Annotated in this window: 21 protein-coding genes and 1 pseudogene; 15 read left to right on the top strand and 7 right to left on the bottom strand. The window is 70.2% G+C overall.

Annotation, left to right across the window (positions count from 1 at the left end; translation table 11 throughout):
* The 4 genes and pseudogenes from ABD357_RS00005 to ABD357_RS00020 all read left to right on the top strand — a co-directional run.
* Positions 1–100: pseudogene (locus ABD357_RS00005) on the top strand (carbohydrate ABC transporter permease); the annotation flags it as partial.
* Between the two features lie 5 nt (positions 101–105).
* The gene (locus ABD357_RS00010; RefSeq protein WP_344386694.1) at positions 106–1,149 is read left to right on the top strand and encodes a zinc-dependent alcohol dehydrogenase; all 1,044 of its coding nucleotides are present in this window, start codon (positions 106–108) and stop codon (positions 1,147–1,149) included.
* A 74-nt stretch (positions 1,150–1,223) separates the two neighbouring features.
* Positions 1,224–2,045 carry a DeoR/GlpR family DNA-binding transcription regulator gene (locus ABD357_RS00015; protein ID WP_344386549.1) on the top strand — a complete coding sequence of 274 codons (822 nt, stop codon included), beginning with the start codon at positions 1,224–1,226 and terminating at the stop codon, positions 2,043–2,045.
* On the top strand, positions 2,042–2,815 hold the full coding sequence (locus ABD357_RS00020) for an HAD family hydrolase (RefSeq protein ID WP_344386550.1): 774 nt from the start codon (positions 2,042–2,044) through the stop codon (positions 2,813–2,815). The genes ABD357_RS00015 and ABD357_RS00020 overlap by 4 nt, the downstream gene beginning before the upstream one ends.
* A gap of 50 nt (positions 2,816–2,865) precedes the next feature.
* On the opposite strand, the gene ABD357_RS00025 is transcribed toward ABD357_RS00020, so the two are convergent.
* From ABD357_RS00025 to ABD357_RS00045, 5 genes are all read right to left on the bottom strand, one after another.
* On the bottom strand, positions 2,866–3,132 hold the full coding sequence (locus ABD357_RS00025; protein ID WP_344386551.1) for a DUF4235 domain-containing protein: 267 nt from the start codon (positions 3,130–3,132) through the stop codon (positions 2,866–2,868).
* Positions 3,129–3,599, bottom strand: coding sequence for a DUF3618 domain-containing protein (locus ABD357_RS00030; RefSeq protein WP_344386552.1), 471 nt, complete (start codon positions 3,597–3,599; stop codon positions 3,129–3,131). The genes ABD357_RS00025 and ABD357_RS00030 overlap by 4 nt, the downstream gene beginning before the upstream one ends.
* Complete coding sequence (locus tag ABD357_RS00035) at positions 3,596–4,015, bottom strand: phage holin family protein (protein WP_344386553.1); 420 nt, start codon at positions 4,013–4,015, stop codon at positions 3,596–3,598. The genes ABD357_RS00030 and ABD357_RS00035 overlap by 4 nt, the downstream gene beginning before the upstream one ends.
* A gap of 120 nt (positions 4,016–4,135) precedes the next feature.
* A complete protein-coding gene (locus ABD357_RS00040; protein ID WP_344386555.1) occupies positions 4,136–4,684 on the bottom strand; it encodes a phosphatase PAP2 family protein in 549 nt (182 codons plus the stop codon).
* Between the two features lie 73 nt (positions 4,685–4,757).
* The gene (locus ABD357_RS00045) at positions 4,758–5,846 is read right to left on the bottom strand and encodes a YihY/virulence factor BrkB family protein (RefSeq protein WP_344386556.1); all 1,089 of its coding nucleotides are present in this window, start codon (positions 5,844–5,846) and stop codon (positions 4,758–4,760) included.
* A 139-nt stretch (positions 5,847–5,985) separates the two neighbouring features.
* On the opposite strand from ABD357_RS00045, the gene ABD357_RS00050 reads away from it, so the two are divergent.
* The 11 genes from ABD357_RS00050 (at position 5,986) to ABD357_RS00100 (ending at position 15,445) form a co-directional block, all read left to right on the top strand.
* Positions 5,986–6,348: a hypothetical protein gene (locus ABD357_RS00050; RefSeq protein WP_344386557.1), complete on the top strand. Its 363-nt coding sequence runs from the start codon at positions 5,986–5,988 to the stop codon at positions 6,346–6,348.
* 151 nt (positions 6,349–6,499) lie between these two features.
* Positions 6,500–8,179 (top strand): FAD-dependent oxidoreductase, encoded by a 1,680-nt coding sequence (locus tag ABD357_RS00055; protein WP_344386558.1) that lies wholly within the window; start codon positions 6,500–6,502, stop codon positions 8,177–8,179.
* 144 nt (positions 8,180–8,323) lie between these two features.
* Positions 8,324–8,869, top strand: coding sequence for a hypothetical protein (locus ABD357_RS00060; RefSeq protein WP_344386560.1), 546 nt, complete (start codon positions 8,324–8,326; stop codon positions 8,867–8,869).
* A 415-nt stretch (positions 8,870–9,284) separates the two neighbouring features.
* Positions 9,285–9,917: a class F sortase gene (locus ABD357_RS00065; RefSeq protein WP_344386562.1), complete on the top strand. Its 633-nt coding sequence runs from the start codon at positions 9,285–9,287 to the stop codon at positions 9,915–9,917.
* 183 nt (positions 9,918–10,100) lie between these two features.
* Entirely contained in the window at positions 10,101–11,243 is a 1,143-nt protein-coding gene (locus ABD357_RS00070; protein WP_344386564.1) for a SchA/CurD-like domain-containing protein, read from the top strand.
* Positions 11,244–11,345: 102 nt separating this feature from the next.
* Complete coding sequence (locus ABD357_RS00075; protein WP_344386565.1) at positions 11,346–11,807, top strand: cupin domain-containing protein; 462 nt, start codon at positions 11,346–11,348, stop codon at positions 11,805–11,807.
* Positions 11,804–13,072: a beta-ketoacyl-[acyl-carrier-protein] synthase family protein gene (locus tag ABD357_RS00080; protein WP_344386566.1), complete on the top strand. Its 1,269-nt coding sequence runs from the start codon at positions 11,804–11,806 to the stop codon at positions 13,070–13,072. Before ABD357_RS00075 ends, ABD357_RS00080 begins: the two co-directional genes overlap by 4 nt.
* Positions 13,069–14,319: a ketosynthase chain-length factor gene (locus tag ABD357_RS00085; protein WP_344386568.1), complete on the top strand. Its 1,251-nt coding sequence runs from the start codon at positions 13,069–13,071 to the stop codon at positions 14,317–14,319. Before ABD357_RS00080 ends, ABD357_RS00085 begins: the two co-directional genes overlap by 4 nt.
* A gap of 30 nt (positions 14,320–14,349) precedes the next feature.
* Complete coding sequence (locus ABD357_RS00090) at positions 14,350–14,607, top strand: acyl carrier protein (protein ID WP_033324410.1); 258 nt, start codon at positions 14,350–14,352, stop codon at positions 14,605–14,607.
* Position 14,608: 1 nt separating this feature from the next.
* Complete coding sequence (locus ABD357_RS00095; protein ID WP_344386570.1) at positions 14,609–15,088, top strand: SRPBCC family protein; 480 nt, start codon at positions 14,609–14,611, stop codon at positions 15,086–15,088.
* Between the two features lie 24 nt (positions 15,089–15,112).
* Positions 15,113–15,445 carry a TcmI family type II polyketide cyclase gene (locus tag ABD357_RS00100; RefSeq protein WP_344386571.1) on the top strand — a complete coding sequence of 111 codons (333 nt, stop codon included), beginning with the start codon at positions 15,113–15,115 and terminating at the stop codon, positions 15,443–15,445.
* 92 nt (positions 15,446–15,537) lie between these two features.
* Here ABD357_RS00100 and ABD357_RS00105 read toward each other — a convergent pair whose 3' ends face one another.
* Complete coding sequence (locus tag ABD357_RS00105) at positions 15,538–16,566, bottom strand: methyltransferase (protein ID WP_344386572.1); 1,029 nt, start codon at positions 16,564–16,566, stop codon at positions 15,538–15,540.
* A 99-nt stretch (positions 16,567–16,665) separates the two neighbouring features.
* Complete coding sequence (locus ABD357_RS00110; protein ID WP_344386574.1) at positions 16,666–17,724, bottom strand: right-handed parallel beta-helix repeat-containing protein; 1,059 nt, start codon at positions 17,722–17,724, stop codon at positions 16,666–16,668.
* Positions 17,725–17,801 lie beyond the last annotated feature (77 nt).

A 17,801-nucleotide genomic window follows, 5' to 3' on the forward strand; every position in this document is an offset into this window, starting at 1 on the left:
CTGCGCCGCGGCCACCCTGGTCTCCCTGCCCGTCCTCATCGCCGGCTTCGCCGCACAGGACAAACTCGTCCGCGGCCTCTCCCTCGGAGCAGTCAAGTGACCACGATGCCTCAGCAGATCCGTCGCGTACTCGTCCGCTCCCTGGACGACATCGCCATCGAGCAGGTTCCCGTGCCCGTGCCCGGCGACGACGAACTCCTCGTGCGTACCACCGTCGTCGGCGTGTGCGGCTCCGACACCCATGCGGCGGCCGGCCACCATCCCTTCGTCGACCTGCCCTATCGCCCAGGTCACGAGGCGGTCGGCGTGGTCGCCGCGGGAGGAAAGGGAGCCGAGGACTTCGCGCCCGGCGACCGGGTGATCATCGAGCCCAACCTGTACTGCGGCCGGTGCTCCCAGTGCCGCTCCGGCCACTACAACATCTGCCAGGAACTGAAGGTCTTCGGCTGCCAGACGCCCGGCGCCATGACCGACCTGTTCACCATCCCCGCCGACCGTGTCCACCGCGTACCCGCCGGCATGACCGACGTCGAGGCCGCCCTCGTCGAGCCCTTGGCCACTCCGGTGCACGCCGTGGCGAAGGCCGGCGAACTCACCGGCCGTACGGTCGCCGTACTCGGCGCCGGGCCGATCGGTCTGCTCACCCTCCTCGCCGCCCGGCACGCGGGCGCCGGCCGGATCGCCGTCACCGACCTGCTGGCCGGCAAGCGGAAGCGGGCGCTGCGCCTCGGTGCCGACACGTCCCTGCCCGCCGACGCCGCCGACCTGGTCGAGCAGGTCCACGCGGCGCTCGGCGGTCCGGTCGACGTCGTCTTCGACTGTGTGGCCCGGGAGCAGTCCATGGCCCAGGCCACCGACCTGGTCGCCAAGGGCGGTCACATCGTCGTGGTGGGCGTGGGCGCCGCCGGCCCGACCCCGGTACGTCTGGACCTGGTCCAGGACCGGGAGATCCGCATCGAGGGCACCCTGATGTACACCGGCGAGGACTATCGGACGGCCATGGCCCTGATCGCCTCGGGTGCCGTCGACACCACCGAGATCGTCACCGCGACGTTCCCGCTGGAGGACGCCGCCAAGGCATTCGCCGCTTCCCTCGATCCCGAGCAGGTCAAGGTGCTGGTCACGGTGGACGGTCCGGTGGTCCCGTGAGCCGGACGGGCCCCGGCCTCCATCGGCCCGTATGGGAAACTGCGAGACCGGATCGACCGGGAAGGAGGGGCACTGTGGCCGCGCGTACGCGACTGTCGCAGGCCGCCGTCGAGGAGCGGCGCCAGACCGTGCTGCGGTACGTCGCCGAACACGGCGAGACCCGTATCGACGACCTCGCCCGGCACTTCGACGTCAGCCTGATGACGATGCACCGGGACCTGGACGACCTCGCCGGGCGCCATCTGCTGCGCAAGGAGCGCGGACGGGCCGTCGCCTTCCCCGCCCTCACCATGGAGACCGCCACCCGCTTCCGGGAGAACAGCGCCCTCGCGGCCAAGAACGCCCTGTGCGCGGCCGTCGCCGACCGGATCAGGCCGGGCAGTACGGTACTCATGGACGACTCGACCACCCTGTTCCCCCTGGTCCCCGCACTGGCCGAGCTGGGCCAACTGCACGTCGTCACCAACTCCGTCGGCCTCGCACAGCGCCTCGGGTCCGCACCCGGCGTGAGCGTGACCCTGCTGGGCGGCCACTACCGCGGCGACTTCAACTCCTGCACCGGTCCCACCGTCACCCGTGCCCTGTCCCGGATCCGGGCCGACCTCGCCCTGATGTCCGCCACCGCCGTCCTGGAGGGCCGCCTCTTCCACCCCCTGAGCGACTACGTCGAGGTGAAGCTGGCCATGCTCGCCTCCGCCGAACAGGCGCTGCTCCTCGCGGACCACTCGAAGTTCGGCAAAACCGCCACGTACGCGTACGGCACCGTGGCCGACTACCACGCCGTCATCACCGACACCGACACCCCCGACGCGGAACTCGCGGCCATACGCGACCTCGGAGTCCCCGTCGAGACGGTCGAGGTCGAGACGGCCGAACCCGAAGAGCCCTCCCTGTGATCCACACCCTGTTCGAAACACCGAGCGCCTACCGCCCCAGCGACGCCGAGATGGCCGCGCCCGTGCCTCCGGTCGAGGCCGTCCTCCTCGACTTCAGCAACACCGTCTTCCAGATGATCGACCTGGAGACGTGGCTCCGCCGGGTCGGCGCCGCCTCCGGCCGCCTCGCCGCGCTGAACGAGCCCGGCGCGGTGGCCGAGATCTCCGAGCAGTTGCGCACCGCGTTCCGGCTGCCCTCCGTCGTCGCCCTCCAGGAAGGCCGGGACCTCTCCTCCGAGCAGCACCGCCGCGCCATGCACGGATGGTGGGAGCAAGTGGACTTCCTGCGAGGCGCGGAGGAGGCGGCATACCAGGAACTCACCGCGCCCGACGCCTGGATCCCCTACCCCGACACCGAACCGGTCCTGTGTGCCCTGCGTGAACGCGGACTGCGCATCGCCATAGTCAGCGACTTCGCCTGGGACCTGCGCACCCACCTGGCCCACCACGGCCTGGACGCCCTGATCGACACCTGCGTCATCTCCTACGAACAGGCCCGCGAAAAGCCCGATCCGGAGTTGTTCCTCAAGGCCTGCGCCGACCTCGGCACCGACCCCCGCGCCGCGCTCATGGTCGGCGACAACCCGGTCCGCGACGGCGGCGCGACGGCCTGCGGTCTGCGCACCTACATCCTGCCGGCGGAACACCGCACCGGTGAGCGCGGCTTGGCGGACGTGCTGCGGCTCGTGGACCGACCGGCGCGGCCGACGAATGAGCACGGTCCCGCCTAAGACTGTCCTTGGCCCGGCTCCCGGCGTGAGGACGCTCAGCACATGAGGGGTCAGCCGGGCCAGGTGCCGGTCAGCCGACGGGTGGCGACGGCGCCGCCTCGGTCGACGGCTGCTTTGACGCCGGCGAAGATCGCGCCCTGCAGGACGGCTGCCGACACGACTTCGCGCCAGGTGCGGTGCTCGTCGGTGGCGTCGGGAGCGTCCTCTTCGTGGCCGAGCTGTTTCCAGACCTGCTTGAACACCGAACCGGCCAGGACGCCGCTGAGGGCGCCCATGGCCATGCCGACCGGCTTGTAGGCGAACTTCGAGGTCTTCATCGACGCCTCCTGGATCGGCGGATGATCAGCAGCGCGATGAGCGCGCCGGCCGCGGCGAGCAGCGGGGTGCGGTTGGCCCGCGCCGCCTGCATGCCCTGGCCGGCCTTCTCACGTACCGGCTCCGGCGCCTTCTCCCGGGCCAGCTCTCCGACGTGCGCCGCCTTGTCGCGGACCTGCCCGGTGGCGGCGGTGGCCTTGGCACGCACCGGCTCCGGGGTCCTGTCGTGCACCACGTGGGCCGCGTGCGCCGCCTTGTCCCGCAGCTGGGCCCTGACCTGTGTGCTCTTCTCGGCGACCTGGTGCTTGACGGCCACCGTCTTCTCCTGGGCCCGGGTCCTGACGTCGGTCTTCGCGGCGAGGGCCTCGACGGTCTCGCCGAGCTCCTCACGAGTCGCCTCGACCTGCTCACGCATTTTCTCCGGGGAGCGTGCTGCCTCATCGCCCGTAGGCGGCTTGTCCTTGGTCATCGCTGTGCCTTCTCCTTGATCTCGGCCACGTCGGCCTTGACGCTGTCCATGGCCTGCTCGGGCCTCGGCGGGGATGCCTTGCCGACCTGCTGCCTGCCGAGAGTCGCCATCAGCGCGGTGATGACGGCCAGGACGCCGGTGACGATCAGCGCCGCCGCCCACACGTCCAGTACGAGCGACAGCGCGGCGATCGCGGTGGCCAGCAGTGCCTGCAGGGTGAAGACACCCACCAGGCCCGCGCCACCGAACAGGCCGCCGCCCTTGCCGAACCGCTTGCCCTTCTCGGTCAACTCAGCCTGCGCCAGGCGCATCTCATCGCGGACCAGCTGCGACAGCTGCTGCGAGGCACGCTGGACCAGGTCGCCGACCGGTTCCTGCGATCCGCTGCCGGTGCGAGGGGAGCCCTCTGCTGTCATGGGTGCTCACCTGTCCTTCGTCGGCCTGTCCTTCGGCGGCCCTTCCGCAGAATCGGCGGCCTCCTCTTCCGCCGTCCGATGGGGTGCCCGAGTACCCCCGCGACGGCGCATCACCACACGTCAGAGCACACGTCGCCACGGCAGATGTGGTGCGGCCCGTACCAGGGCGGCTGCGGCCAGCCCGATCACGCCGCCGGCAGCCACGTCGGAGGGGTAGTGCGCACCGCTGTGCACGCGCTCCGCGGCCACCATCACCGCCGACATCCCGCAAGCGGCACCGGCAGCCGGCCACACCGGCGTGACGGCTCCGGCGAAGGCGAAGGCAGCAGCCGTGTGACCGGAGGGAAAGGAGGAGCTGGCCGGGCGGCCCTTGAGGTCCTCCGGAGGGACCCACTCCCGTGGCGGGCGGCGCCGCCGGGACAATTGCTTGACGACCGCGTTGGACAGCACCTGTGCCGTCGCCATGGACACCACGCCGGCGACGGCAGCCGTACGGCCGCGCCACCCGCCGACAGCGGCCATCAGCCCGGCCGCCGCCCACCACAGCTTGGTGTGCTCGGCCGCCTCCTCCACCGCGGGCACGACCCGCCGCACCCAGGGTGGCCGCCACCCGATCGACCACCTGGCGAGCCGGCGATCCCCGCCACGCAGATCCGCCATCGTTCCCATGACCAACCCCATGACCGGCCGACTTCCTGCCCAGGGCCCTCTCACACCAGGCTCGCGGCGGTGATCCACCACCTCAGGATTCAAGACGGCGGCGGTCCCCCTCGTCCCACTTCCGGGTGTCGCGCGGCTGCACATACGGCTCCTTCTCGGACGGGTAGCCGCCTGCGACAGCGCGCTGGCGGGCCAGCTCCGCGTCGAACTCCAAGCCGAGCAGGATCGCCAGGTTGGTGATCCACAGCCACACCAGGAAAACGATCACTCCGGCGAGCGTGCCGTAAGTCCTGTTGTACGAGGCGAAGTTCGCCACGTACAACGCGAACCCGGCCGAGGCTGCCATCCAGATCACCAGCGCCAGGAAACTGCCGGGCGTGATCCAGCGGAAGCCGCGGACCCTCGCGTTCGGCGTCGCCCAGTACAGGATCGCGATCATGACCGTGACCAGGACCACCAGCACCGGCCACTTCGCGTACGACCACACCGTCAGTGCCGTGTCACCAACGCCCAGCGTGGTGCCGACCTGGCGGGCCAGAGCGCCGGTGAACACGACGATCACCGCACTGACCACGGCCATGATCATCAGCACCACGGTCACCCCGACCCGCACCGGCAGCACCTTCCACACCGGACGGCCCTCGGGGATGTCGTAGACCGCGTTCGCGCTCCTGATGAACGCGGCGACATAGCCGGAAGCCGACCACACCGCCAGCACCAGACCCACGATCGCCATGACGGAGCCGATCCCGGCGTTGCCCTGCAACTGCTGCACCGCGTTGCTCAGGACGTCCCGCGCCGCCCCCGGGGCCAGGCGCTGGATGTTGTCCAGCACCTCCCGCGTCGCCGTCTGTCCGGCTATCCCGATCAGAGAGATCAACGCCAGCAGCGCCGGGAACAGCGCCAGGATCCCGTAGTACGTCAGCGCCGCGGCCCGGTCGGTCAGCTCGTCCTTCTTGAACTCCCTCAGAGTGCCTTTCAGCACCGCCCCCCAGGAACGCTTGGGTATTTCCGTCGGAGTGTTCGGCGCCTGCCGCTCAACCTGTTCGTCAGGCCCGGCCTGAGGTGCCTGAGGTGCCTGAGGCGCCTGAGCGGTCTCGGCCGTCTGGTCGGCCACACCGTGCCTGCCGTGCCTGCCGTGCCTGCCGTGCCGTTTCAGTGTCCGTACCATCGCGCACGAGTATCCGGCCGAGCAGCGCTTATCCATACTTTTGCGGCGTTCGGGGGATTGCCGGGGAACGGTGCAACCAACGGCGGCCGGCCGGGCGACTTCAACGGGCAGACACACACCCGAGCAAGGGAGATCCGCGGTGACCGCATTCAGCGACACGCTCGTCCCGACCGAGGATGTCTGGGCCGGCTGCGACCCCATCTGCGACCCATACGTCTCCTCAGCCGATGCCGAACGCGATGCCCACCGCCCCGCCGCGTACGGAGGCGACGGAGGAAACGGAGGCAGCAGTGACCACCTGTTGCCGCCTCCCGATCCCGCTCAGCGTCTGGACATCGTCGTCCTCAGCGCCGCGGACCAGCGCCGGCTGGACCTGTATGCAGCGCTCACCGTTCGCGGTATCGCACCGCGCCCCGGCGACCGGTACGCCGTGGATGCCATCAGCTCCCTCGGCGACGCGGTCACCGATTCCGTCCTCCGCTGGGTCGCCCACCGTTCCTGAGGGCCGGGTGGTCCGGTCGCGGGAGTGAGTCGCGGCCGGCACATCGCTCCGGGTGAAGCTTGGGCCACCCTCCGTAATGCGGGGCATGCATGGAGATCCCGGCCGGATTCGGCCGGGTCGGTGGACATGACCCACACCCTGGAGGCGCGTGATGAACGAAAGAGCCGATAGAGACGGTCAAGCCGGTCGATCCGGTCCGGCGGCCCACGAGGTCCCGGTCCTCATTGTCGGCGGTTCCCTGGTCGGCCTGTCGACCTCGTTGTTTCTCGGCCGGCTGGGGGTGCGGCACACGCTGGTGGAGCGTCATGCCGGTACTTCCATCCACCCCCGTGGCCGGGGCAACAACGTCCGCACGATGGAACTGTTCCGTGTGGCCGGCGTCGAGCCGGCCATCCGGGAGGCCGCGGAAACCCTCGCCGGCAACCACGGCATCCTGCAGGCGCCCACGCTGGCCGGCGACGCGGGCGAGTGGCTGTTCAAGGAGATCGACCCGGGCGGCGGGCTGGCCCGCTTCAGCCCGAGTTCCTGGTGTCTGTGCAGCCAGGACGACCTGGAGCCGGTCCTGCTCGACCGTGCCACGGCACTCGGCGGCGACCTTCGGTTCTCCACCGAGCTGATGTCCTTCGACGCCGACTCCACGGGTGTCAGCGCGGTGGTCAAGAGCCGGCAGACGGGCGAACACACCACCATCCGCGCGGACTACCTCGTCGCCGCCGACGGCCCCCGCAGCCCGGTACGGGAACAGCTCGGCATCGGCCAGAGCGGCCCCGGCGACCTGTTCCACAACATCAGCGTGACCTTCCGTTCCCACCGCCTCGCCGAGGTGGTGGGCGACCGTCGCTTCATCGTCTGCTACCTGACCAACCCGGACGCCGACGGCGCTCTGCTGCCCGTGGACAACCACGAGAACTGGGTCTTCCACGCCCCCTGGCACCCCGAACTCGGCGAAACCCTCGAGGAGTTCACCGACGAGCGCTGTGCCGACCACATCCGCCGCGCGGTCGGCGACGCGGACCTCGACGTCCGTATCACCGGCAAGGCGCCCTGGCACGCCGCCCAGCGCGTGGCCCGCAGCTACGGGTCGGGACGGGTCTTCCTGGCCGGCGACTCGGCCCATGAAATGTCCCCCACCGGAGCCTTCGGCTCCAACACCGGTATCCAGGACGCGCACAACCTCGCCTGGAAACTGGCCGCGGTACTCGACGGCTGGGCAGGGGACGGACTCCTGGACACGTACGACGCCGAACGGCGTCCGGTGGCGGAGGCGACCAGCGCCCGCGCCGCCGTCCGCTCGGCCGAGCACAGCCACCCCGGTTTCGCCCCGCCGCCCGGCGTCGGCGGCGGTCCGCGGCAGGGCATCCTCAATGTGGTCCTCGGTCACCGTTACCCGGGCGGCGCTGTCGTCGGCGCCGATCCCGCGGCCCCGGTCGTCCCGGAGAAACTCGCCCTGACCGGAGAGCCGGGCAGCCGGGCGCCCCACCTGTGGGTACGGCACCAGGGCCGGCGGATCTCCACCCTCGACCTCTACGAAGGGTCCCTGGTGCTGCTCAGCGACGGCGACGCCGAGGAGGCGAGCGGTTGGCACCAGGCCGCCGTCCGCCTTGCCGAGGAGTTGTCCGTGCCGCTCGTCTCGTACCGGCTCGGCACCGGAGCCGGCAGCGAGCTGGCGCCCGAGGACGATGCGGACTGGGCGGAACGCCATGGCACGACACGTACAGGCGCCGTACTCGTACGGCCCGACGGGTTTGTCGCATGGCGGTCGTCAGGTCCGGTACAGGATGCGGAATTGACGCTGCGCCAGGTCCTGACGACGGTCCTGGCACTGGGCTGACCGGTAGCCGACCGGCGTGTCGTCACCCGGCTGAGCGTCTCGAGTGGTGGGCGAGGCACAAGTGACTGACGGTGGTTCACATCGGGGTCGGGTGACTCAGCTGACGCAGTGTCGGCTGCCCGGCCACGGCGGAAGGATCGTCAGATGCGCTCTGCTCGAATGCTCCTGGCCACCGGGGCTGCTGCGGCCGTCCTGGCCATCGGCGCTCCCGGCGCTTACGCGGGTGACTGGGACCAGCAGGAATCTTCCTCCAAGGGCGAGAACTCTTCCTCCTACGGCAAGGACCACGGCAAGGAAGGCAAGGACTGGAAGGGCAAGCACGACAAGAAGGACTGGCCGCACGGTGGCGTGCACACCGGCGGCGGCGCACTCACCGCGGTCGGCGAGGACCACTGGGGCAAGGACAAGGGGCACGGCAAGGACTGGAAGGACGAGCACGACAAGCCCCACGGCGGCGTGCACACCGGCGGCGGCGCACTCACCGCGGTCGGCGAGGACGACTGGAGCAAGGACAAGGGATACGGCAAGGACTGGAAGGACAAGCACGACAAGCCCCACGGCGGCGTGCACACCGGCGGCGGCGGACTGGCCGAGCCGTCGGTGACCGCGGGCGGGCTTGCCGTCCTGGCGGTCGCCGGAGCCGGCCTGTACGCGGCGCGCCGCAAGAAGAGCGTCGCGGGCGTGGCCTGACCCCGTGCCGTCTCACATAGCCGCGGCGGCGCTCCGCCAAGCGCTCCGCTGGAAATACGGTTCGAAAGCTGCGGGTCCGTTGTGGCTGGTCGCGCCGTTCCCCGCGCCCCTTGGGGCCTACGGCCCCTCGGGGCTTACGGCCCCCTCGGGGCGCGGGTCCGCGCCACTTCCGCCGGCACCGGACTTCACCAACGCTGCTCAGCCCTCCGCGAGCCCCTCCACCTGCTGCCGCGTCCTAGTGAGGTGGTCCCCGATGGCAGCTCCCCCTCCCTCTTATCCCCCTCGTCCTACCCATCCGCCCTCTCCCCCTTCTGCCTATGACTCCCCCTACGCCGGCACCTCCCCCTCGCCCGGCCAGGCCCCCTCCGGCGACGAACAGCCCCCGGCCGAGAGCCGATTCCGTAGGGCCCTGACCATGGTGTGCGCCGCGGCCCTGGTGGTTCTGGCGGCCACCCTGTACGGCGCCGGGGACTCCTCCTCCGGCACCGTCCAACGCTCCCTGCACCCGCCGACCGCCCAGCAGGTCCCGCCCGCCGCACCCCAGGCGGTGACGCCCCCGCCCCAGACGGAGCCGCCTGCGAAGGCGGAAAAGCAGCTGCCGCCCTCGGAGCCCACCCGCCTGCACATCCCGAAGATCTTGGTCGACGCCCCCTTCACCCCGCTCGACATCGACGCCAAGGGGCAGCTCGAAGCCCCGCCCGCCGACAACGTCAATCTCGTCGGCTGGTACGCCAAGGGAGCCTCCCCCGGCGAGTTGGGCACGTCGGTCATCGCCGGGCACGTCGACACCACCACCTCCGCGGCCGTGTTCGCGCGCCTGCGCGAACTGAAGAAGGGCGATGTCTTCCACGTCACACGGGCCGACGGGCTCAGGGCGTCCTTCGTGGTCGACAGTGCGGAGGTCTTCGCGAAGGACAAGTTCCCGGACGACCGTGTGTACGCCGACACGCACCGGGCCGAGGTCCGGCTCATCACCTGTGCGGGTGTCTACGACCGTTCGGCCAAGGACTACAAGGAGAACCTGGTGGTCTTCGCCCATCTCGTCTGAACCCCTGCATCCGAAGCCCCGGTCACCTCAGCGCAGTTGGGTGCCGGGGTTCCCTCATGGCCCGTCACCCGCGTAGTCCATACGAGTCGCGCGCTCCCGGGGACGGGCACAGGATCGAGCCACGCCGATGTCGCAGCACCGCGGCCGACGTCCACCTCTGCCCGTGAAGGAGATGTGAGCAGGATGACCACTACGTCCGCCCCTGCTTCAGAACGGCTGACGCGCCAGGTCTCGCAGCGTGTCTCCCAGTCCGTGTTCGACGGCTCCCGGCTTCGTGTCGTCCTGCTGGTGGACGTTCATGACGGAGCCCAGCAGCAGTTTCTGGAGGCGTACGAGCAACTGTGCAACCAGGTCGCGTCCGTTCCCGGGCATGTCAGCGACCAGTTGTGCCAGTCGATCGAGAACCCCTCGCAGTGGCTCATCACCAGTGAGTGGGAGAGCGCCCCGCCGTTCCTCGCCTGGGTGAACAGCGAGGAGCACGTCCAGATGGTGGAGCCGCTTCACAGCTGTGTCCGGGACACCAGGTCGCTTCGCTTCCATGTCGTACGCGAGACCGGTGGCCCGGCGGAAGCCACCCCTGCGAAGCGCCGTCTCCAGGCCTCGCCCCGGATCGGTGACGGCGTGATCCGCCACGCCCTCACCTTCACGGTCAAGCCGGGCAGTGAGGCCGCCGTCGCAAAGATCCTCGCCGACTACGCCTCGCCCGAACCGCGGGTCGACGACACCACCCGGCTGTGCCGTACGTCCCTGTTCATGCACGGCAACCGGGTCGTGCGGGCCATCGAGGTGCGCGGCGACCTGCTCACCGCACTGCGTCACGTCGCCCGGCAGCCCGAGGTACGGGCCGTGGAAGAGGCCATCAACCCCTATCTGGAGCAGGCCCGGGATCTCGACGACCCCGAGTCCGCCCGGGTCTTCTTCACCCGTGCCGCGCTGCCCGCCGTACACCATGTGACGGCGGAGCAGGAGGACCCGCAGGCCGAGCGGCATGCCCTGTACTACCCGGCGCGGCCCGGCTGCGGCATGCGGCTGGCCGAACTGCTGGCCCGGCAGGACGAAGCGGCGGCGGGCAGCCCGTACAGCCCGGTGCTGCGCAGCACGATCTTCCAGCGTGACGACGTGGTCGTCCGGCTGATCGATGTGCGCGGCGGCCTCGACGCCGCCGACCCGGTGCTGGCCCTCGGCTTCCCGGACCCCGGCCCCGCGACCAAGCTGACGACACTCCTGGACGAAGCCGCCGGTGCGGAACCCGGTGCGGACCTCGCCCGCCTTCTCGGCCTCGCCCGCATGGACTTCGTCACCGACCGCCGCTCGCCCGAAGCCTGACTCGACCGAAGCCTGATCCGTCCCCTACGCGGGTCGCGGCGGCCACGGCCCTCATGCCGGCCGAACCCTCATGCCGGCACAGCACACGATCGGAGCAACGTCGTGATCAAACCCCGTCCCAGAATCGTGGATCTCAGCGAGGTTGAGCCCAACACCCGGCGCGGCGGCGATCTGCGCGCCATGCTCACCCCCGCCACGGTCGGCTCCACCAGCGGTTTCATGGGCGTGGCCATCGTGCAGCCCGGAGAGCGCATCGGTGAGCATTACCACCCGTACTCCGAGGAGTTCGTGTACGTCCTCTGCGGGAAGCTGGAAGTCGACCTGGACGGCGATCCCCTGCCGCTGCGGCCGGAGCAGGGGCTCATGATCCCCATCCGTATGCGGCACCGTTTCCGCAATGTCGGCAAGGCGGAGGCGCGCCTCGTCTTCCACCTCGGTCCGCTGGCGCCGAGCCCGCCGCTCGGCCACGTCGACACCGAGGGCACCGAGGCCGTCGCGGTCGCGTCGGAGGGAGCCGGCACGACCGGGGGCCGGACGGTCGACCGACGCAAGGTCGGTTCATGACCGGGCGCGTGGCGGTCACCGGCATAGGCGTCGTCGCCCCGGGCGGCATCGGTGTACCGGCGTTCTGGGATCTCCTGGCAGGCGGGCGTACGGCGACCCGGGGCATCACCTTCTTCGACCCGAGCGGCCTGCGTTCGCGGATAGCCGCCGAGTGCGACTTCGATCCGGCGGCTCACGGGCTGGACGCGGAGCAGGTCGCACGCTCCGACCGGTACGTGCAGTTCGCCCTGGTCGCCGCGGAGGAAGCGATACGGAACGCAGGCCTGGACCTCGGCCGGGAGGACCCCTGGCGGGTCGGGGTCTCCCTCGGAACCGCGGTGGGTGGCACCACCCGCCTCGAGCACGACTACGTCCTGGTCAGCAATCGCGGACAGCGCTGGGACGTGGACCACCGGGAGGCCGGCCCGCATCTGCAGCGCGCGTTCTCGCCGAGCACGCTCGCGTCGGCGGTGGCGGAGAGGTTCGGGGCGCGCGGGCCGGTGCAGACCGTCTCCACGGGCTGCACCTCGGGGCTCGACGCGGTCGGCTACGCCTTCCACACCATCGGGGAGGGCCGGGCGGACGTCTGCATAGCCGGCGCCTCGGACTCGCCGATATCGCCGATCACCATGGCCTGCTTCGACGCGATCAAGGCCACCTCCGCGAACAACGACGACCCCGCCCATGCCTCGCGTCCCTTCGACGCCAACCGTGACGGGTTCGTCATGGGCGAGGGCAGTGCCGTACTCGTCCTGGAGAGGCTCGAACACGCCCTGGCCCGCGGCACACACGTGTACTGCGAGCTCAGCGGCTACGCCACCTTCGGCAACGCCTACCACATGACCGGTCTGACCAAGGAAGGCCTGGAGATGGCACGGGCGATCGAGACGGCCCTCGGCCACGCCGGGCTCGCCGGCACAGCGATCGACTACGTCAACGCGCACGGCTCGGGCACCCAGCAGAACGACCGTCACGAGACCGCCGCGGTGAAACGGGCCCTGGGACAGCACGCCTACGACATACCCATGAGCTCCATCAAGTCCATGGTGGGCCACTCCCTGGGCGCGATCGGTGCGATCGAACTCGTCGCCTGTGTGCTGGCCCTGACCCACCAGGTGGTACCGCCCACCGCGAACTACGAGACCCCGGACCCCGAGTGCGACCTGGACTACGTTCCGCGCGTCGCTCGCGAGCGGAGACTGAACAACGTGCTCTCCGTGGGCAGCGGGTTCGGCGGTTTCCAGTCCGCGGTGGTCCTGACCCGGCCAAGGGAGACGACGCTATGAGCGAACCGCATCCGCGGCGTGCCGCCGTCACCGGAATCGGCGTGATCGCGCCCAACGGACCCAGCACCGAGTCCTTCTGGAAGTCCACTCAGGAGGGCATCAGCGTCCTCGACCGGGTCACCCGCGAGGGCTGTGAGCACCTGCCGCTGCGGGTGGCCGGCGAAGTACGGGGCTTCGAAGCCTCGGAGGCGGTCGAGGAGCGCCACCTCGTGCAGACCGACCGGTTCACGCACTTCGCGCTGGCCGCGTCCGACCTCGCGCTGGACGACGCCCGCCTCGGCCAGGCCGACACCGGCGACGCGCCGTTCTCGGTGGGCGTGGTCACCGCGGCGGGTTCCGGCGGCGGCGAGTTCGGGCAGCGCGAGCTGCAGCAACTGTGGGGGAAGGGCAGTCGCTACGTCGGCCCGTACCAGTCCATCGCCTGGTTCTACGCCGCCAGCACCGGCCAGATCTCCATCCGGCGCGGCTTCAAGGGCCCCTGCTCGGTCGTCGCCGCAGACGAGGCCGGCGGTCTGGACGCCCTCGCCCACGCGGCGCGGGCCGCTCGGCGCGGCACCGATGTGATCGTGGCCGGCGCGACCGAGGCACCGCTGGCCCCCTACTCAGTGGTCTGTCAGCTCGGCTACCGGGAACTGAGCACCGCTGATGACCCGGCGCACGCCTACCGCCCGTTCACCGCCGAAGCCTGCGGATTCGTGCCCGCCGAGGGCGGCGCCATGCTCGTCGTGGAGGACGAGCGCGCGGCCCGGGAGCGGGGCGCGACCGTACGGGCCACCGTCGCCGGACACGCGGCCACGTTCACCGGCGCCTCTCGCTGGGCGGAGTCCCGGCAGGGGCTCGCCCGGGCCATCGGCGGCGCCCTGGAGGAGGCCGGCTGTGCTCCCGGGGAGATCGACGTCGTCTTCGCCGACGCCCTCGGCGTACCGGAGGCGGACCGTGCCGAGGCGCTGGCGATCGCCGACGCCCTCGGCGCGCACGGCGGACGCGTACCCGTCACGGCCCCCAAGACCGGTATCGGCCGCGGCTACTGCGCGGCGTCCGTGCTGGACGCCGCGGCGGCCGTGCTCGCGATGGAGCACGGCCTGATCCCGCCCACCCCCAACGTCTCCGACATCTGCCATGACCTCGACCTCGTGACCGGCCGGGCCCGTGCCGCCGAACTGCGCACGGCGCTGGTCCTCAGCCGGGGCCTCATGGGGTCGAACTCGGCGCTCGTGCTGCGGCGCGGAGCCACCGACGCCTCGTAACCAGGCGAGGGAGCAAAGGAGAGGAACCGCATGAGTGAGCAAATCACCGTGGAAGAGCTGTCCGAACTCATGAAGAAGGCAGCCGGAGTCACCGTCGCCCCAGGTGAACTGCAGGAGCGCAGCGACTCCGGCTTCGACGCCCTCGGCATCGACTCGCTCGGTCTGCTCGGCGTCGTGGGCGAGTTGGAGAAGCGGTACGGCACGCCGCTGCCTCCCGACGCGGAGCGCTGCAAGACCCCGCGGCAGTTCCTCGACCTCGTCAACGGTGCCCTCGTGGCAGGAGCGTGACATGACCGGACACACGGAGAACGACATCACCATCGCCGCCCCGCTGGACCTGGTCTGGGACATGACCAACGACGTGGCGAACTGGCCTCAGCTGTTCAGCGAGTACGCCTCGGTCGAGATCCTCTCCCGGGAGGGCGACAAGACCACCTTCCGGCTGACCATGAAGCCCGACGAGAACGGCACCGTCTGGAGCTGGGTCTCGGAGCGCGAGACGGACCGCGACGCGCTCACCGTGCGCGCCCGCCGCGTCGAGACGGGGCCCTTCGCGTACATGAACATCCGCTGGCAGTACGAGAAGGTGCCGGAGGGCACCCGGATGGTGTGGACGCAGGACTTCGCGATGAAGCCGGACGCACCGGTCGACGACGCCTGGATGACGGACAACATCAACAAGAACTCCAAGGTCCAGATGGCCCTGATCCGGGACCGCATCGAACAGGCCGCCGCGGAACGCCGTCCCGTGCCGTCCCTGACCGACTGAGCCGGAAGGACGGAGGACAGGTCGATGCACCAGAGCCTGATCGTCGCCCGGATGATGCCGGGTTCGGCCCCCGACATCGCCAAGGTGTTCGAGGAGTCCGACCGAGGCGAGCTGCCGCATCTCGTGGGAGTCTCCCGGCGCAGCCTCTTCCAGTTCGGTGAGGTGTACCTGCACCTCATCGAGTCCGAGCAGGACCCCGGTCCGGCCATCGCCAAGATCGCCGGACATCCCGAGTTCCGGGACATCAGCGAGCGGCTGTCGGCGTATGTCACCGCGTACGACCCCGCGACCTGGCGATCCCCGAAGGACGCGATGGCCCACTGCTTCTACCGCTGGGAGCGGCACCCCACCGCCTGAACCAGCGTTTGGAGCGCACGACAGCCAACGGCCGCCGGGCCCACGACAGTCAGTCGTGGGCCCGGCGGCCGTTGGTCTGCGAAACGCGCTGATCAGCCGGGCACGGTGCAGTCGAACGCGTGCAGATACGGATTGACCGGTCGTACGTCGCCGATGACCAGCCCCGCGTCGGTCAGCCGCCGGGTCATGCTCTCGGTGGTGTGCTTGGCCCCGCCGACGTTGAGGAGCAGCAGCAGATCCATGGCGGTGCTGAACCGCATCGACGGGGTGTCGTCGACGAGGTTCTCGATGACCACGACCCGAGCCCCGGGTCCGCCCGCATCGATGACGTTGCGCAGGGTCCGGGCCGTACTGTCGTCGTCCCACTCCAGGATGTTCTTGATGATGTACGCATCTGCCCTGACCGGGACGGCCACCCGGCAGTCCCCTGCCACGATGCGCATCCGGTCCCCGAACTCGCCGCCCACACGAAGCCGTGGATCGGCGTTGTCCACCACCCGCGGCAGGTCGAGCAGCGCACCGTGCATCGAGGGGTACTTCTCCAGCAGGCTCGCCACCACATGGCCCTGGCCGCCCCCGATGTCGGCGACCGATGAACTCCCCGACAGGTCGAGGAAGTCGGCCACATCCCGCGCGGACTGCACGCTGGAGGTCGTCATGGCGCGGTTGAAGACGTCGGCCGATTCCGGGGCGTCCTCATTGAGGTAGACGAAGAACTCCTTGCCGTACAGCTCCTCGACGACGTTCCGTCCGGTGCGCACCGCCTCGTCCAGCCGGGGCCACGCGTCCCAGGTCCACGGCTCCGTACACCACAGCGAGATGTTGCGCAGACTGTGCGGGTCGTCCTCGCGCAGCAGCCGGGACATGTCGGTGTGCGCGAACGTCCCGTCCGGCCGCTCGGCGAAGACGCCGTAACAGGACAGGGCCCTCAACAGCCTGCGCAGCGGCCGGGGTTCGGCCTTCACCGCGCCCGCGAGGTCCTCGACAGCCATGGGGCCGTCACCGAGAGCGTCGGCAACCCCCAGCCGGACGGCTGCGCGGAGGGCGGCGGCACATGCCGCTCCGAACACGAGCTCCCTCAGCCTCATGGACGGCGGTGGGGCAGTCTGTGCGGTCGTCATGTGCCGCGTTCCTTCCTTCACTTCTCTGGCTCCGCGCGTCTCTTGCTCCGCGCGTGGATACGGTGGATGCGGTGATGCGGTGGATACGGGCGGCGCCGGTCAGCACAGTCCCGCGGGCCTGGACGCCCCGCAGGAGTTGCCTTCGAAGGTGTTGCCCGTGCCGGTGTCCGTGTTGACGAGGTCGGCGGGGGCGTTGCCCTCCAGCCGGTTGTCGCTGATCCGGTTCCGCTCGCTGGTGACGCCCACCATGCTCTTGAACAGGACGATGCCGCCCGACAACGGCGACTTGCCGACGTTGTCCGTGATCTCGTTCCCGGTCACGAGAGTCCTCTCGGCGCCGGTCAGGACGATGCCGGAGCCCTGCAGGAAGGGCAGCCGTTCGGTCTTCGGGCAGTACTCGTTGTTCCGCGCGATGTGGTTGTCCCGTACGGCCAGGTCACCGGCCCGCGGTTTGTTCTCGTCTCCGACGACGAACACTCCGGCGCAGTTGCCGGTGACGTCGTTGCCCGCGACGCTGAGGTTCCGCAGGCGCCGGACGGTGACGCCGATGCGGTTGCCCTCCAGCCGGTTGTGCTCCACCACCGTTCCCAGGGCGTTCGCCGCGCCCTGCTCGGCCGTGACCGTGTTGGCGAGGAACAGGCCCGCGTCGCCGTTGTCCCGGGCGGTGTTCCACCGGAACACACTGCGGACGGAACCCTCCTGGGCGATGCCCCACACCCCGTTCTTCACCGCGGTCACGTTCCGCACGTTCAGACCGTCGGTCCTCGCGCTGTACACCCCGTTCTTGGCGAAACCGGTCACCTTCAGCGAGGCGATGGTGACGCCCTCGACTCTGCGGTCCTTCGTCCCCACCACACAGATGCCGTTGCCGCCCGCGGCACAGCTGTTGGCAGCCCGCTTCGTGCCCGGCTTGATCACGACGCCGCTGTCCACGCCGCGCAGGGTGATCCCGGGTGTGCTCACGTTGACGCTCTCACGGTAGGTGCCGCGACGCAGGAGAACGCTGTCTCCCGGTTCGGCGGCGTCCACCGCCTTCTGGATCGACTCTCCCGGATGGACCACGTGGACCGTATGGCCCGCGGTCGGCGGGGCGGCCCCGAGCCCCGTCCCGATGACTGCTGCTGCGCACGCCAGATAGGCGATATTACGTTTCGTCATATCATGCACTTTATGCACCATTTGCCGACGCGCAGGCCGGATGCGCCATCCGGCGGCGTGTCCCAACCGAAGTGATA

It is taken from the genome of Streptomyces vastus, from assembly GCF_039532825.1.
Classification (GTDB): Bacteria; Actinomycetota; Actinomycetes; order Streptomycetales; family Streptomycetaceae; genus Streptomyces; species Streptomyces vastus.

Excerpts from the sequence above, each read along its gene's own strand:
- ABD357_RS00010 (WP_344386694.1), top strand. The coding sequence starts at position 106 with ATGCCTCAGCAGATCCGTCGCGTACTCGTCCGCTCCCTGGACGACATC.
- ABD357_RS00025 (WP_344386551.1), bottom strand. The coding sequence starts at position 3,132 with ATGAAGACCTCGAAGTTCGCCTACAAGCCGGTCGGCATGGCCATGGGC.
- ABD357_RS00030 (WP_344386552.1), bottom strand. The coding sequence starts at position 3,599 with ATGACCAAGGACAAGCCGCCTACGGGCGATGAGGCAGCACGCTCCCCG.
- ABD357_RS00035 (WP_344386553.1), bottom strand. The coding sequence starts at position 4,015 with ATGACAGCAGAGGGCTCCCCTCGCACCGGCAGCGGATCGCAGGAACCG.
- ABD357_RS00040 (WP_344386555.1), bottom strand. The coding sequence starts at position 4,684 with ATGGGAACGATGGCGGATCTGCGTGGCGGGGATCGCCGGCTCGCCAGG.
- ABD357_RS00045 (WP_344386556.1), bottom strand. The coding sequence starts at position 5,846 with ATGGTACGGACACTGAAACGGCACGGCAGGCACGGCAGGCACGGCAGG.
- ABD357_RS00055 (WP_344386558.1), top strand. The coding sequence starts at position 6,500 with ATGAACGAAAGAGCCGATAGAGACGGTCAAGCCGGTCGATCCGGTCCG.
- ABD357_RS00060 (WP_344386560.1), top strand. The coding sequence starts at position 8,324 with ATGCGCTCTGCTCGAATGCTCCTGGCCACCGGGGCTGCTGCGGCCGTC.
- ABD357_RS00065 (WP_344386562.1), top strand. The coding sequence starts at position 9,285 with ATGGTGTGCGCCGCGGCCCTGGTGGTTCTGGCGGCCACCCTGTACGGC.
- ABD357_RS00070 (WP_344386564.1), top strand. The coding sequence starts at position 10,101 with ATGACCACTACGTCCGCCCCTGCTTCAGAACGGCTGACGCGCCAGGTC.
- ABD357_RS00080 (WP_344386566.1), top strand. The coding sequence starts at position 11,804 with ATGACCGGGCGCGTGGCGGTCACCGGCATAGGCGTCGTCGCCCCGGGC.
- ABD357_RS00085 (WP_344386568.1), top strand. The coding sequence starts at position 13,069 with ATGAGCGAACCGCATCCGCGGCGTGCCGCCGTCACCGGAATCGGCGTG.
- ABD357_RS00090 (WP_033324410.1), top strand. The coding sequence starts at position 14,350 with ATGAGTGAGCAAATCACCGTGGAAGAGCTGTCCGAACTCATGAAGAAG.
- ABD357_RS00095 (WP_344386570.1), top strand. The coding sequence starts at position 14,609 with ATGACCGGACACACGGAGAACGACATCACCATCGCCGCCCCGCTGGAC.
- ABD357_RS00100 (WP_344386571.1), top strand. The coding sequence starts at position 15,113 with ATGCACCAGAGCCTGATCGTCGCCCGGATGATGCCGGGTTCGGCCCCC.
- ABD357_RS00105 (WP_344386572.1), bottom strand. The coding sequence starts at position 16,566 with ATGACGACCGCACAGACTGCCCCACCGCCGTCCATGAGGCTGAGGGAG.
- ABD357_RS00110 (WP_344386574.1), bottom strand. The coding sequence starts at position 17,724 with ATGACGAAACGTAATATCGCCTATCTGGCGTGCGCAGCAGCAGTCATC.